This is a genomic window from Aliagarivorans marinus DSM 23064 (genome assembly GCF_000429485.1).
GTDB classification, from domain to species: domain Bacteria; phylum Pseudomonadota; class Gammaproteobacteria; order Enterobacterales; family Celerinatantimonadaceae; genus Aliagarivorans; species Aliagarivorans marinus.
Genome location: NZ_KE386907.1, coordinates 429,480 through 442,999, shown reverse-complemented (window position 1 = coordinate 442,999; position 13,520 = coordinate 429,480). Strand labels below are relative to the sequence as shown.

15 protein-coding genes are annotated in these 13,520 nt (G+C 53.6%); all 15 read left to right on the top strand.

What is annotated here, in order from left to right:
• The first annotated feature begins 1 nt into the window (after position 1).
• Entirely contained in the window at positions 2-2,191 is a 2,190-nt protein-coding gene (locus G461_RS0116430; protein WP_026972658.1) for a chemotaxis protein CheA, read from the top strand.
• A 14-nt stretch (positions 2,192-2,205) separates the two neighbouring features.
• On the top strand, positions 2,206-3,336 hold the full coding sequence (locus tag G461_RS0116425) for a protein-glutamate methylesterase/protein-glutamine glutaminase (protein ID WP_026972657.1): 1,131 nt from the start codon (positions 2,206-2,208) through the stop codon (positions 3,334-3,336).
• A gap of 173 nt (positions 3,337-3,509) precedes the next feature.
• Complete coding sequence (locus G461_RS0116420) at positions 3,510-4,295, top strand: ParA family protein (RefSeq protein ID WP_026958075.1); 786 nt, start codon at positions 3,510-3,512, stop codon at positions 4,293-4,295.
• Positions 4,292-5,215: a chemotaxis protein CheW gene (locus G461_RS0116415; RefSeq protein ID WP_026972656.1), complete on the top strand. Its 924-nt coding sequence runs from the start codon at positions 4,292-4,294 to the stop codon at positions 5,213-5,215. Before G461_RS0116420 ends, G461_RS0116415 begins: the two co-directional genes overlap by 4 nt.
• A 113-nt stretch (positions 5,216-5,328) precedes the next feature.
• Positions 5,329-5,817: a chemotaxis protein CheW gene (locus tag G461_RS0116410; RefSeq protein WP_026958073.1), complete on the top strand. Its 489-nt coding sequence runs from the start codon at positions 5,329-5,331 to the stop codon at positions 5,815-5,817.
• Positions 5,818-5,819: 2 nt separating this feature from the next.
• Entirely contained in the window at positions 5,820-6,248 is a 429-nt protein-coding gene (locus G461_RS0116405; protein ID WP_051333623.1) for a DUF2802 domain-containing protein, read from the top strand.
• Positions 6,249-6,436: 188 nt separating this feature from the next.
• Positions 6,437-7,069, top strand: a complete 633-nt coding sequence (gene ccmA / locus G461_RS0116400) for a cytochrome c biogenesis heme-transporting ATPase CcmA (protein ID WP_026972654.1) — start codon at positions 6,437-6,439, stop codon at positions 7,067-7,069.
• Positions 7,066-7,731: a heme exporter protein CcmB gene (gene ccmB, locus G461_RS0116395; protein ID WP_026972653.1), complete on the top strand. Its 666-nt coding sequence runs from the start codon at positions 7,066-7,068 to the stop codon at positions 7,729-7,731. The genes ccmA and ccmB overlap by 4 nt, the downstream gene beginning before the upstream one ends.
• Before the next feature lie 43 nt (positions 7,732-7,774).
• Positions 7,775-8,521 (top strand): heme ABC transporter permease, encoded by a 747-nt coding sequence (locus G461_RS0116390; protein ID WP_026972652.1) that lies wholly within the window; start codon positions 7,775-7,777, stop codon positions 8,519-8,521.
• Between the two features lies 1 nt (position 8,522).
• A complete protein-coding gene (ccmD, locus tag G461_RS0116385) occupies positions 8,523-8,729 on the top strand; it encodes a heme exporter protein CcmD (RefSeq protein ID WP_026972651.1) in 207 nt (68 codons plus the stop codon).
• On the top strand, positions 8,726-9,220 hold the full coding sequence (gene ccmE / locus G461_RS0116380; RefSeq protein WP_026958067.1) for a cytochrome c maturation protein CcmE: 495 nt from the start codon (positions 8,726-8,728) through the stop codon (positions 9,218-9,220). The genes ccmD and ccmE overlap by 4 nt, the downstream gene beginning before the upstream one ends.
• A gap of 9 nt (positions 9,221-9,229) precedes the next feature.
• Positions 9,230-11,239 carry a heme lyase CcmF/NrfE family subunit gene (locus G461_RS24510; RefSeq protein ID WP_051333622.1) on the top strand — a complete coding sequence of 670 codons (2,010 nt, stop codon included), beginning with the start codon at positions 9,230-9,232 and terminating at the stop codon, positions 11,237-11,239.
• Complete coding sequence (locus G461_RS0116370) at positions 11,236-11,766, top strand: DsbE family thiol:disulfide interchange protein (protein WP_026972650.1); 531 nt, start codon at positions 11,236-11,238, stop codon at positions 11,764-11,766. Before G461_RS24510 ends, G461_RS0116370 begins: the two co-directional genes overlap by 4 nt.
• A 2-nt stretch (positions 11,767-11,768) precedes the next feature.
• On the top strand, positions 11,769-12,227 hold the full coding sequence (locus G461_RS0116365; protein ID WP_026972649.1) for a cytochrome c-type biogenesis protein: 459 nt from the start codon (positions 11,769-11,771) through the stop codon (positions 12,225-12,227).
• Positions 12,224-13,480, top strand: a complete 1,257-nt coding sequence (gene ccmI / locus G461_RS0116360) for a c-type cytochrome biogenesis protein CcmI (protein ID WP_026972648.1) — start codon at positions 12,224-12,226, stop codon at positions 13,478-13,480. The genes G461_RS0116365 and ccmI overlap by 4 nt, the downstream gene beginning before the upstream one ends.
• The last annotated feature ends 40 nt before the right edge of the window (positions 13,481-13,520 follow it).

Here is a 13,520-nt window from a genome sequence, read left to right as displayed (position 1 = left end):
AATGTCGTTTGACGTAGATGAAGATATCCTTCAGGACTTCTTAATTGAAGCCGCAGAAATTCTCGAAGAGCTCTCAGAGCAACTGGTCGAGCTGGAGAAACGCCCCGAAGATTCCGATTTGCTGAACGCGATCTTCCGTGGGTTCCATACCGTAAAAGGTGGCGCGGGCTTCCTTTCTCTCAATGAGCTGGTCGATGTTTGTCACGGCGCCGAAAACGTGTTTGACGTATTGCGCAACGGTGGCCGGCCGGTTACCCCCGAGCTGATGGATGTGATCCTAGAAGCGCTCGATACCGTCAACGAGATGTTCGCTTGCGTGCAGGCGCGAGAAGAACTTACCGCAGCGCCTCAAGCCTTGCTCGACCAACTCCATCACTTAAGCGATCCCAACAGTGCCGGTGAGATAGCCAGCGAGCCAGAGCCTGAACCAGAACCCGAGCCAGTGGTTGAAGTGGCCCCAGAGTCTGAGCCCGAAGCGGCTCCACAAGTCGCTGCAGAAGGTGGCTCAATCGATGAGATCACCGACGACGAGTTTGAAAAACTTCTTGATGAGTTGCACGGCAGTGGGCAAGCGCCCACTACAGCAGCCCCTACGGCCGCGCCCGCAGCGCCTGCACCAGCGAGTGCTCCTGCTGCTGATGGTGATATCACCGATGATGAGTTCGAGAAGTTACTCGATGAGCTTCATGGTAAAGGCCAGCATGGCGGTGCTCCTACCGAGGCGAGTGCTCCAGCGGCGCCTAAAGCGCCTGAGCCTGCAGCTCCCGCCTCCGCCGATGGCGACCTCATCAATGATGATGAGTTCGAGCAGCTACTCGACCAGTTACACGGCGTAGGTAAAGCGCCCAAGGTTGCCGAAGCGGCCGCTAAACCCGCTGCGCCAGCCAAACCGGCAGCACCTGCCAAGCCCGCTGAGGCAAAACCTGCCGCTGCTAAACCCGCTGCATCAGCCAAGCCAGCCCCAGCTGCGCAGAAGCCTGCTGCTAAGCAGGAGAAAGCCGCGCCAGCTAAAGCGCCCCAAGGCGAGACCAATATCCGCGTTGATACTAAGACCCTCGATGACATCATGAACATGGTGGGTGAGTTGGTATTGGTGCGTAACCGCTTGGTGAGTCTGGGCATTAACAGCAACGACGAAGAGATGTCCAAAGCGACCGCTAACCTGGACGTGGTCACCGCCGATCTACAAGGCGCGGTGATGAAAACCCGCATGCAGCCAATCAAGAAGGTGTTTGGCCGTTTCCCTCGCGTGGTTCGTGATTTGGCGCGCAGCTTGAAAAAGGACATCAGTTTGGAGCTGGTGGGTGAAGAAACCGATCTTGATAAAAACTTGGTTGAAGCGTTAGCTGATCCGCTGGTCCACTTAGTCCGCAACAGTGTTGACCACGGTATCGAGATGCCAGATGTGCGTATTGCAGCGGGTAAACAGCGCACCGGAACCATCCGTTTGTCTGCTTCCCAAGAGGGCGACCACATTCTACTCACTATCGAAGATGATGGTGCGGGGATGGATGCAGAGAAACTGAAGAACATCGCGATTGATCGCGGCGTACTCGATGCCGATGCAGCCAATCGCATGTCAGACAAAGATGCCTACAACCTGATTTTTGCGCCGGGTTTCTCAACCAAGACCGAAATCTCGGATATCTCAGGGCGCGGCGTGGGTATGGATGTGGTGAAAACCAGCATTACCCAGCTTAACGGCTCCATCGATATCGACTCGGCAATGGGCGAGGGCACAACCCTTCAGATTAAAGTGCCATTGACCCTGGCGATTCTGCCAACTCTCATGGTTGATGTTGGCAAGCAAACCTTTGCCCTGCCACTGACCAGCGTGAATGAGATCTTCCACCTCGACCTTGCCAAGATCAACGTGGTAGATGGTCAGGAAACCATCATTGTACGTGAGCGCGCTATTCCGCTGTTCTACCTGCAAGACTGGTTGATCCGTGGTGGCAATCGTGCCGAGCGCGGACAACTTGGCCACGTGGTAATTGTGCAAATTGGCCCTCAGCAAGTCGGCTTTGTGGTGGACAACCTGATTGGCCAGGAAGAAGTAGTGATTAAAGCGCTCGATCAGTTATTACACGGTACCCCAGGGATGGCGGGGGCAACTATCACCAGCGATGGACGTATTGCGCTAATTCTGGATATTCCTAGTTTGCTCAAGCGTTACGCTAAGCGTCTTTAAGCGGAGCGAACACTATGCCGATAAAAGTACTCGTCGTTGACGACTCGAGTTTTTTTCGTCGCCGGGTGACCGAGATCCTCAATGCCGAGCCATCACTAGAGGTGATCGACGCGGCAAAAAATGGCAAAGAAGCCGTCGAAATGGTGGCGCGTCTTAAGCCTGATGTGGTCACCATGGATATTGAGATGCCTGTCATGGACGGCATCTCCGCGGTAAAAGAGATCATGGGCAGCAACCCGACGCCGATCTTGATGTTCTCTTCGCTCACCCACGAGGGTGCCCAAGCCACTCTAGACGCACTGGAAGCCGGTGCGCTCGACTTTATCCCGAAAAAATTTGAAGACATTGCCCGTGATCGCGAAGAGGCGGTGAGCTTGCTGCAGCAGCGAGTTAAGGCCTTGTCGCGCCGCCGCATTGGTCTTCGCAGACCCGCGGCTCCAGCCCGGCCAAGTAGCGCAGCCCCGACTCGACAGTCAACACCCGCGGCCCGTACACCACTAGAGCGCCCAAGCGCGCCGACTCGTTCAGCCCCTGCCGAGCGCCCAGCGGCCCGCAAGTTCCGCGCCTCAGGCAAGCGTTACAAGATCGTTGCAATTGGCACCTCGACCGGTGGGCCGGTGGCGCTGCAAACCATTTTGACCCAGCTTCCGGCAAACTTTAACAAGCCGATCCTGTTGGTTCAGCACATGCCCGCAACCTTTACCGCAGCCTTTGCGTCGCGCCTAAACAGCTTGTGTAAGATCAATGTCAAGCAAGCCGAAGATGGTGATGAGCTTCGCCCTGGTTGGGCTTACTTAGCCCCGGGTGGCAAGCAGATGATGGTGGAGCCCCGTGGCGGTGGGCGCATACGTATCGTCGAAGGGAATGACAAGGTGAACTACAAACCCTGCGTAGATATTACTTTTGCATCGCTTGCCAAGAGCCACAGCGGCGATGTGTTAGCGATGGTACTAACCGGAATGGGTGCCGACGGGCGTGACGGCGCTAAGCTGTTGAAGCAACAGGGCGCGACTATTTGGGCTCAAGATGAAGCCAGTTGTGTGGTCTATGGTATGCCTCAGGCGATTGCCAGTTCGGGCTTGTGCAGTGAGCAGCTGCCCTTGGAACAGTTTGCAGATGCCATACTCAGCGAGGTGAATGGCTAAACGCGCCAGTAAAGAATTGTCGGCTCCGGCCGACATCGATGATGGGAGGTATTGAAGTTTGTTGAGTTTAGAGCGGACTCTCAGTAACTTCCTTTAAGTCGTATTACCCTTATTTATTACAACAAGTTAGAAGTGTTTAGCGAAATCGCATTTATGTTTAGGCAGGAACGATTGTGAAGGTTTGGACTGTTGCCAACCAAAAAGGCGGGGTAGGGAAGACGACAACCGTCATCTCTCTCGCGGGGCTGTTAGTCCAGCAAGGTAAACGGGTGTTATTGATTGACACTGATCCCCACGCCTCTCTCACCAGCTATCTCGGCTTTGACGTCGATAGCATGCAAGGCACCCTATACGAGCTCTATCAACAGCCTGAACTCGATGATGCCACCATCAATCACAGCATTCAGAACACCGAGTTTGACGGCTTGGACCTGATCCCGGCGAGTATGGCTCTGGCAACCCTCGACAAAGTGTTAGGGCAGCGCGAAGGCATGGGTCTGATTCTCAAACGTATTCTTGAGCGCTTGGAAGACCGCTATGACTACGCACTCATTGATTGCCCGCCGGTGTTGGGCGTCATGATGGTGAATGCCCTGGCTGCTAGCTCACGCGTGTTGGTGCCGGTTCAAACGGAGTTCTTGGCTATCAAAGGCTTGGAGCGCATGGTGAAAACCCTGCAGATTATGCAGCGCTCTTGTCCTGCGCCGCTGCGCTACACCGTAGTGCCCACTATGTATGACAAACGCACCAAAGCTTCACTCGCCGCGCTAAAGCAGTTACAGGAAAGCTATCCCGATAACGTTTGGAACTCGGTGATCCCCATCGATACCAAGTTTCGCGATGCCAGTCTCAAGCACATGCCTCCCTCGCTCTACATTAAAAAGTGTCGCGGGGTATTTGCCTATGAGACCTTGCTGAGCTATCTGCAGCGAATCCAGGACCGTCAGGGTGGCTTATGAACAGCGATAAGTTGATGGAGCAAGCGCTGGGTGATTATTTCGACTCCTTGTTAAGCGAGTCTCCTACACCTGAACCTGATAAAGCAACTGCGACCGCACAGTCGCTTGAAACTGAGCTTCCTGCTGCGGCGCAAGCCGTGCAGCAGGTCGTGGCTGAAGAGCCGCCCAAGCATACACCGTTTGTTGCGCCAGCCGGCAGTGAGCCTGAACCCCCGCCCAAACAGCGCAAGCCCTTAAAGCAGTTGTTAGCAGAGGCTGAGAAACGCATAGCTGCGCCTGTTGAGCCAGCAGCTACACCGCCCCTGCTTGCTGAGGTCTCTCGTGCAGAGCCCAAGCCTTTGGCAGATCCCACGCCGAGTGTGCTGCCTGTCGATATACCAGAGCAACGCATTGAAGTAGAGGTTGCTGAACCAGCGGTCGACGTGGCCTTAGAGGTCGAACCCGAGCCTCAGCCGCCAGCCCCAGATCCTTGGCAAAACATCGAAGTTGATGAAGAGTTTCAAGTACTGTTTTTTGAAGCTGCCGGAGTAACATTTGGCGTGCCTCTAACGGAGCTAGGCGGTATTCATCGAGTGACCGAGATCAGCCCGCTGTTTGGTAAGCCTGCTTGGTTCGCAGGAATCATGATTGAGCGCGAGCGCAAATTGTCGGCGGTCGACACTGCTAAATGGGTGTTACCTGGTAAAGAGGTCAACACCGACTACAAATACCTGATCATGTTAGGTGAGTCGGCTTGGGGGCTAAGCTGTGAAAAACTACACGGCACGCAAAAGCTTAATCGTGACGATATAAAGTGGCGTAGTGAGCCGGGAAAACGTCCTTGGCTTGCTGGCATGGTGAAGAAGCGGATGTGTGCCCTGCTGCATGTCAGCGAGCTCGAAGCGATGCTTGAGCAAGGTGTGAACATCGAAGGCAATTAGTTACGTGAATGACGTGCTTTTGCTGGTTAAAAAACGCTGTATATCTTACAGTTAGTGAATAGTACGAGATAAGAGGCTGCGATCTGCCTCTTTAACGAAAAAAGGAAGAGCAAATGAGCGAGCAACGCAACATTGCCGAAAACGTCGCAGAGGATGAAGTGCTCCAGTGGGTAACGTTTCAGTTAGAAAACGAGACCTACGGCATCAATGTGATGCAGGTGCAAGAAGTCCTTCGCTATACCGAAATTGCCCCGGTTCCCGGCGCCCCTAGCTACGTGTTAGGTATTATCAACTTGCGTGGCAATGTCGTGACGGTGATTGATACCCGTTCACGTTTTGGCTTGCACTCGTCGGAGATCACCGAGAACTCTCGGATTGTTATCATCGAAGCTGAGTCCCAGGTGATTGGTATCCTCGTAGACAGCGTTGCTGAGGTGGTTTACCTCCGCTCCTCAGAGATTGATGTTGCGCCAAACGTTGGCACAGAAGAAAGCGCGAAGTTTATCCAAGGCGTGAGTAATCGTGATGGCCAGTTACTGATTTTGGTTGATTTAAACAAGCTGCTCTCAGATGAAGAGTGGGATGAAATAAGCGCGTTGTAATTATGAATGGCATTTTGATTAGCCTGCTGGTGTTGTTACCTTGTTGTATTTTGGTGTTTGCTTGGCTAGCAAAACGTCTACACGCGAAACTTGAAGAAGCTCAGCGTAAGGTTAAGTCTCTAGAGCGTTTAGCAAAGGAGCTGTTATCTAAGCAAGTCGCGACCGAGAAGCAGCTATCCGAGTTACATGCGGCAAACAGTGCGTTTACCGGTGAACTGGCTAGACAGCGTGAGGCACTTGAAGAAACCGAACGTAAACAAGGGCAGCTTCAAAGCATGGCTCAAGACACAGACTCAAAACTCTATAATCGTGCCATGAAGATGGTGGAGTTAGGCGCTGATGTCACTGAGGTTATGCGAGAGTGCGAGATCCCCAAAGCAGAAGCCGAGCTGCTGCTTAACCTACAACAAAAACTCAAAGGTTCCGCTTAGGCAACGCTTAAGGCGCTGAACCAATAGACAAGGGAAGCATGGCTTCCCTTTGTTTTTTGCCTGATTCTTTTAGAAAACGTAGGTTAGTACAAAAAAGCAACGTTCGAGCGCCACTGTGAGGTCGGTGATGCTAATTTTTGTTGCACTGTGTTAACATCTTGGTTTAAAGGAATTCAATTGCTTAGCCAATGTTACATGCGAAGGAGCTGGCTTGCACCCGGGATCAACATGAGTTGTTTTCAGGGCTAAATTTTAGCATCCAGCAAGGACAGATTATTCAGATTGCCGGTGTCAACGGAGCAGGTAAAACCAGCTTGCTACGCTTGTTGGCTGGTTTGTCGTTGCCAGCCTCCGGAGAGGTGCTCTGGCAAGGCGAGTCTATTCAACGCTTCCCCCAACGTTACCATCAGCAACTTCTCTATCTTGGCCATCTTGCGGGTATCAAGTCGGAACTTAGCGCGCTGGAGAACCTGCAGTTTTTTAAAGGCTTGGATAGCATAGAGACGCCCGAGCCAGATTATTTCGAGATCTTGGCGCGAGTGGGACTTGCAGGTCTTGAGGACGAGCCCTGTGCGCATTTATCAGCGGGGCAGCAGCGGCGAGTGGCACTCGCACGCTTGTGGGTGAATCAGCGCCTGCTATGGATCCTCGACGAGCCGTTTACCGCCATCGACAAGCAGGGCGTTGCTTACTTAGAGAAGATACTCCTTCAGCATTGTGAGCGGGGCGGGATGGTCATCCTTACCACACACCAAAGCCTACAAATGCCTGCGCAGCACTACCGGGTGATTGAGCTGTCCGCGAGTCGGGGGCTGATGTGAGAGCAGTATTAAACGTTATTAAGCGCGAGCTGCTGATTGCGATGCGCCGCAAGTCGGACATTCTCAACCCGCTGTGGTTTTTGCTGATTGTTATCACCTTGTTTCCGCTGGCGCTCGGCCCAGAGCCGGAGCTACTGGCCCGCGTTGCACCCGGTGTGCTGTGGGTCGCCGCGTTACTCTCCTCACTGCTATCGCTAGAACGTTTGTTCCGAGATGATTACCTGGATGGCTCGCTAGAGCAGTTGCTTCTATCAGGGCACCCGCTTGCCGCGCTCAGTTTGGCCAAGATCGTGGCTCATTGGCTGCTTACTGCCTTACCACTGCTACTGCTATCACCGCTGTTTGCTGTGTTACTCGGCCTGAGTATGCCCATCTTCAAAGCTACCTTCCTCACCTTGTTGATTGGCACGCCGGTGTTGAGCCTTATTGGAGGCGTTGGCGTAGCACTTACAGTAGGGCTGCGACGTGGAGGGGTTCTATTGAGTTTATTAGTCTTACCGTTGTTCATACCGGTTCTCATTTTTGCAACATCTGCCATCGAGGCGGCCTCGTTTGGCTTGCCCTATGCAGGGCATTTAGCGATTATGGGAGCCATTGCAATGTTAACGCTTTGTTTCGCTCCTTTTGCAACAGCCAGTGCGTTGCGGGTGAGCATGAGTTAGGGCGCTGGGCCTTTGATAACGGATTTCTGAAGTAGGCGATATTATGTGGAAATGGTTGCACCCCTATGCAAAACCCGAAGCGAGCTTTCGTTTAGCTGGCGCCTTTGTGCCATGGTTTACCGCACTGGCGGTGCTGTGTTTGAGTGTTGGCACGGTTTGGGGATTGTTGTTCGCGCCTTCTGACTATCAGCAGGGCGACAGTTTCCGGATTATCTATGTGCACGTGCCAGCGGCCATTCTCTCCATGGGGGCCTATCTGACCATGGCCATTGCCGGCTTTATCGCGCTGGTGTGGCAGATCAAACAGTCTGAAATCTTTGTTGCTGCAGTGGCCCCCATTGGTGCCGGCTTTACCTTTATTGCATTGCTTACCGGCGCGGCGTGGGGCAAACCCATGTGGGGCACTTGGTGGGTGTGGGACGCCCGTTTGACCTCCGAGCTTATCTTGCTGTTTTTATATCTAGGCGTGATTGCGCTGTACAACGCCTTTGACGACAAAGCCCTAGCGGGCCGCTCTGCCAGCATTCTTAGCTTGGTCGGGGTGATCAACCTGCCGATTATTCATTATTCGGTGGAGTGGTGGAACACTCTGCACCAAGGGGCCTCAATCACCAAGTTTGCTAAGCCGTCGATCGACAGCGCCATGTTATGGCCTCTGCTACTCAACATCGTTGGCTTCGGCGCGTTCTTGGGCGCTCTAAGCCTGGTTCGTTTTCGTACCGAGCTGCTCAAACGCGAGCAGCGGCGGCCTTGGGTTAGGCAGTTATTGTTAGGCACGGGAGAGGCCTGAGATGCAGTTTGACAGTTTTTCAGATTTTGTGGCGATGGGCGGTTATGGCTTTTACGTTTGGTTGTCATTTGGTTGCACCTTACTGACGTTGGGAGCGGTTGTAGTCGACAGCATTTTCAAACGCCAGGCGCTTACCCGCAGTATTACCCAGCTAAAAGCAAAACAAGACAGGATGTTAGCGGCGAGAGAGGTTAAAGAACGGCTATGAACCCTAGAAGAAAACAGCGTTTGTTGGTTGTAGTATCTATTGTTGTCGGTTTGGGCTTTGCCACAGGTTTGCTGCTATATGCATTGCAACAAAATATCGATTTGTTCTACACCCCCACCGAACTGGTTCAGGGTAAAGGGCCTGAGAAGGTAAAACCGGAAGTTGGCCAGCGTCTGCGCATTGGCGGTTTGGTGTTGCCTGGTTCGGTGGCCCGCTCGCAGACCAGCCTAGAGGTGAGTTTCGACTTAATCGACGCCGGGGGCGGTATGGTCACCGTCGCCTATGAGGGGATCCTTCCCGATCTGTTCCGTGAAGGGCAGGGGATTGTCGCAACTGGGGAGCTAGTTGCAGCCAACCGTATCCAAGCCCATGAAGTGTTGGCGAAGCACGACGAGGAGTACATGCCACCAGAGGTCGCGCAGTCGCTCAAGGGCATGGAACATTTCAAACCCGAATATACCGAGCAACAGTTGCACGGCTCCGCGCAGTAGAGGCTTCTTATGATTCCAGAGTTAGGACACTTTGCGCTAATTGTAGCGCTGGCGGTGGCGATTCTTCAGAGCGTCTACCCGCTATGGGGGGCCTCGGCGAATCGGCTCGGTATGATGAATCTGGCTCGGCCACTGGCGCTGCTGCAGTTCCTGTTAGTGCTGTTTTCACTAATCGTGCTTTGCAATGCCTTCTTAGCCAACGATTTCTCGGTGGCCTATGTGGCCAATAACTCGAATAGCCAACTCCCATGGTATTTCCGCCTGTCGGCGGTGTGGGGCGCCCATGAAGGCTCATTGCTGCTGTGGGCAGCGATCTTGGCGGGCTGGGGCGCTGCTGTGGCGCTATTAAGTCGCGGGTTGCCGATAGAGGCGGTTGCGCGGGTGCTGGCGGTAATGGGCATGATATGTGTCGGTTTCTACGCCTTTATTCTTTTCACTTCCAATCCCTTCGAGCGGACCTTGCCGTTCTTCCCCATCGATGGGCAGGACTTGAACCCGCTGCTGCAAGATATTGGTCTGATCATTCACCCGCCGCTTTTGTACATGGGTTATGTGGGCTTCTCGGTTGCCTTTGCGTTTGCCATCGCTGCGCTGCTGGCGGGGCGGCTGGACTCGACTTGGGCGCGCTGGTCCCGTCCCTGGACGATGGCCGCGTGGGTGTTCCTGACTTTAGGTATCGCGCTGGGCTCATGGTGGGCCTATTACGAACTCGGTTGGGGCGGTTGGTGGTTTTGGGATCCGGTTGAGAATGCCTCGTTTATGCCGTGGCTGGTCGGTACTGCCTTACTGCATTCACTGGCAGTCACCGAGAAACGCGGCGTGTTTAAGGCATGGACTGTACTGCTGGCCATCTCTGCATTCTCGTTAAGTTTGCTGGGTACCTTCTTGGTGCGCTCGGGCGTGTTGGTGTCGGTGCATGCCTTTGCTTCCGACCCAGAGCGAGGGTTGTTTATTCTGGGCTTCTTACTGGCGGTTATTGGTGGTTCGTTAACGCTGTTTGCTGTGCGAGCCTCACAGGTAAAAAGCCGGGGCAGTTATGAGCTGTTCTCTCGCGAGACACTGCTGTTGGTGAACAATATCCTACTGGTAGCGGCTTTGGTTGTCGTGCTGCTAGGCACCTTGCTGCCGTTGGTTCACAAAGAGTTGGGTATGGGCAGTATCTCCATCGGCGCGGCGTTCTTCAACCGTATGTTTTCCTGGATGATTGTACCGTTTGCCTTGGCATTGGGCATTGGCCCACTGGTACGTTGGAAGAAGCAACAGTTTGGCCCCTTGCGCAAGCAACTAGCCGTCGCCTTTGCTGTCAGTGTATTGGTGCCGCTGTTACTGATGGTGGTATTCGCGCCAGAGTTCTACTGGTTGGCTTATATGGGCTTGGTGTTAGCGTTTTGGGTGATTGTGTGCAGCGCACTCGAGGTGTGGCTGCGTGCTACTCACCGTCATACCTTCTGGCAGGGGGTGACCAAACTGGGCCGCTCGCATTGGGCGATGGTCTGGGGGCACATTGGTTTAGCCGTCACTATCATCGGTGTGGCGATGACCAGCCATTACAGCATTGAGCGCGATCTACGAATGCTACCGGGCGATAAAGTGGACTTCGCCAGCTATCAGTTCACCTTCCGTGAGGTTAGCCAGCTTCAGGGCGCCAACTATCAAGGCCATGTGGGCATTATCGATGTTCAGCGCAAGGGGCAGCCGGTTGCCACGCTAGAGGCGGAGAAGCGTTTTTACACGGTTCAGCGCAGCATGATGACCGAAGCGGCGATTGACGCCGGGCTTTGGCGAGACTTGTATGCAGCCTTAGGCGAGCAGTTACCCGGCGGAGCCTGGGCTGTGCGCATCTACTACAAACCGTTTGTCCGTTGGATTTGGTTGGGGTCTATCTTTATGGCGATAGGTGGTGGCTTTGCTTTAGCCGATAAACGTTACCGGTTTAAGCGAACCAGCGTGCAAAGCAAGGTTGATGAACAAACCAGTGGTAAAAAAGAGAACACTCGTTTAGAGGAGTCTCAGGTATGAATAAGCGTCTGCTTTACTTTTTCCTACCCTTGGTGGTGTTTTTAGCGGTATCGGTGTTCTTGTTCCGTGGGCTCTACTCCGATCCTACTGAGTTGGAGTCGGTATTGGTGGGTAAACCGGTGCCGCAGTTTGAGCTTCAGGATATTTATGAGCTGGACAAGCAGCATCACAGCAATATCTTTGAGGGTGAGCCGCTATTGCTGAACGTATGGGCGACCTGGTGCCCGACCTGCCGGGCTGAGCATGAGTTCCTAAACACCTTGGCTGAGCAGGGTGTGAAGATCATCGGCCTGAACTACAAGGATGATCGAGGAAAAGCGATTAACTGGCTGGCGCAGCTGGGTAACCCTTATGCCATTAATCTCTATGATGAAAAAGGGCTGCTGGCACTCGATCTTGGCGTATATGGTGCACCGGAAACCTACCTTATCGATAGCCAGGGAATCATCCGCTACCGCCATGTCGGGGATGTTAATGCCCGAAACTGGCAGCAGGAGTTAGCGCCAATTTTTAGTGCAATGGAGTAGCTATGCGGGTTCTCGTCTTATTACTTGGGCTAATCAGCTCTGCAGCGTTCGCTGCCATCGACGTGTACGAGTTTGACAGCGAGCAGCAGGAAGCGCTGTTTCGCGAACTTACTCAAGAGCTGCGTTGCCCGAAGTGTCAGAACAATAATATTGCTGACTCCAATGCCGGGCTCGCCCAAGACTTGCGCGAAAAGACCTACCAACTGGTCAAGCAAGGCAACGATAAGCAACAGGTGCTCGACTACATGGTCGACCGCTATGGCAACTTCGTGCGCTACGATCCGCCGCTAACGCCTGCGGTGCTGATATTGTGGCTATCTCCCTTGCTAGTAATAGTGTTTGGTGGGGTGTACTTGCTGGGACGAAATCGAAACTCAAGCGAGAAAGAGCCACTAGTCGAAGAGGGTGAGCGCGAAAGACTTGCCAAGTTGATTGAACAAACGGAGCGAGACAAACAATGATGGTTTTTTGGATAGTCTCTATAGCATTGCTGGTGCTGTCAGGTCTGGTATTGCTACTACCGCTGTTCAAGCGACAAGAAAAAGGTATTTCCCAAACCAAGCTAAACCAGTCCCTTTACAAAAATCGTTTAGATGAGCTGAGTAAGGAAGATGACCAGGGGCTAGCCGATGACAGCCAGCAGTTGGTCAGCGAGCTGCAATATAACCTGCTCGATGATGTTGTTGACGAGCCTGAATCTGCACACCGCAACGTGAATGTGTGGCAGCTTGTGCCTGGTTTAGCGTTTTTGGTTGTGGCAAGTGTTGGCTTGTATTTTTATCTGGGCGCAAAAGAGCAGGTCACACATTGGCAAGCAGTGCAGCAGCGCCTGCCAGAGTTGAGTGAGCGCATACTCGGCGGCCAAAGTGAGGTCAGCGATCAAGAACTGCAAGACTTTGCACTGGCCTTACGCAGCAAGCTGCAAGCAGAGGGCGATGATCCCCGCGGCTGGTTTATTCTGGCAAAAGTCGGCCAAGCGCTTAATCGCCTGGACATTATGACTGACGCCAGTGAGAAGGCGCATCGCCTGCAGCCAAATGACCCCAGTATCATTGCTGTTTACGCGCAATCGCTGCTGTTTAGCGGTGACCCAAACGACCGTGCTAGGGCCGAACGCATGTTAGTGCTAGCGCTACGCGAGAATACACAGAGCTTGGAGTTGTGGTCGATGTACGCGTTCTTGGCTCTTGAGCAACAAGACTACGCCAGTGCTATCGGCCGCTGGGAGCAAATGCTCGGCCTGCTCGAGCCCGGTTCTCCACGCGCGGAGGTGCTGCAACAAAGCATCGAGTTTGCCCAAGCTCAACTTGGTGCGAGTGGGCAAGGTGCCAGCGAGCAAGCGCAAGTGGCGGCGGCACCTGTGGCCAGCGCGGGGCCTAGCTATACCATCACTGTGGATGTTGATCAGGGCTTGAGTGTGCCATCGAGTAGCTTCTTGTTCGTTTACGCAAAAGCCGTCAATGGCCCACCGATGCCAATCGCTGCGCGCAAGGTTGCAGCGCCAGTATTTCCTGTTACAGTAACGCTCTCTGATAGCGACAGTATGATGGAAGGCCTGAAGTTATCCCAGCAGGGCGATTTCTTCATCACCGCCCGCTTGTCCTATGATGATAATGTGCAAACTACCAGCGGCGACTGGGAAGGAACCAGTGATCCTGTGGCACAAGGCGAGGCAACACCCATACGTCTAACCATCGATCAGCTGCTGCCCTAATGTGTTCAAGCGGAGCAAAGAAGCTCCGCTTTCAACGGTC

What these genes read in the sequence shown, in the direction of transcription:
- G461_RS0116430 (WP_026972658.1), top strand. Translation starts at nt 2, where the DNA reads ATGTCGTTTGACGTAGATGAAGATATCCTTCAGGACTTCTTAATTGAA.
- G461_RS0116425 (WP_026972657.1), top strand. Translation starts at nt 2,206, where the DNA reads ATGCCGATAAAAGTACTCGTCGTTGACGACTCGAGTTTTTTTCGTCGC.
- G461_RS0116415 (WP_026972656.1), top strand. Translation starts at nt 4,292, where the DNA reads ATGAACAGCGATAAGTTGATGGAGCAAGCGCTGGGTGATTATTTCGAC.
- G461_RS0116410 (WP_026958073.1), top strand. Translation starts at nt 5,329, where the DNA reads ATGAGCGAGCAACGCAACATTGCCGAAAACGTCGCAGAGGATGAAGTG.
- G461_RS0116405 (WP_051333623.1), top strand. Translation starts at nt 5,820, where the DNA reads ATGAATGGCATTTTGATTAGCCTGCTGGTGTTGTTACCTTGTTGTATT.
- ccmA (WP_026972654.1), top strand. Translation starts at nt 6,437, where the DNA reads ATGTTACATGCGAAGGAGCTGGCTTGCACCCGGGATCAACATGAGTTG.
- G461_RS0116390 (WP_026972652.1), top strand. Translation starts at nt 7,775, where the DNA reads ATGTGGAAATGGTTGCACCCCTATGCAAAACCCGAAGCGAGCTTTCGT.
- ccmD (WP_026972651.1), top strand. Translation starts at nt 8,523, where the DNA reads ATGCAGTTTGACAGTTTTTCAGATTTTGTGGCGATGGGCGGTTATGGC.
- ccmE (WP_026958067.1), top strand. Translation starts at nt 8,726, where the DNA reads ATGAACCCTAGAAGAAAACAGCGTTTGTTGGTTGTAGTATCTATTGTT.
- G461_RS24510 (WP_051333622.1), top strand. Translation starts at nt 9,230, where the DNA reads ATGATTCCAGAGTTAGGACACTTTGCGCTAATTGTAGCGCTGGCGGTG.
- G461_RS0116370 (WP_026972650.1), top strand. Translation starts at nt 11,236, where the DNA reads ATGAATAAGCGTCTGCTTTACTTTTTCCTACCCTTGGTGGTGTTTTTA.
- G461_RS0116365 (WP_026972649.1), top strand. Translation starts at nt 11,769, where the DNA reads ATGCGGGTTCTCGTCTTATTACTTGGGCTAATCAGCTCTGCAGCGTTC.
- ccmI (WP_026972648.1), top strand. Translation starts at nt 12,224, where the DNA reads ATGATGGTTTTTTGGATAGTCTCTATAGCATTGCTGGTGCTGTCAGGT.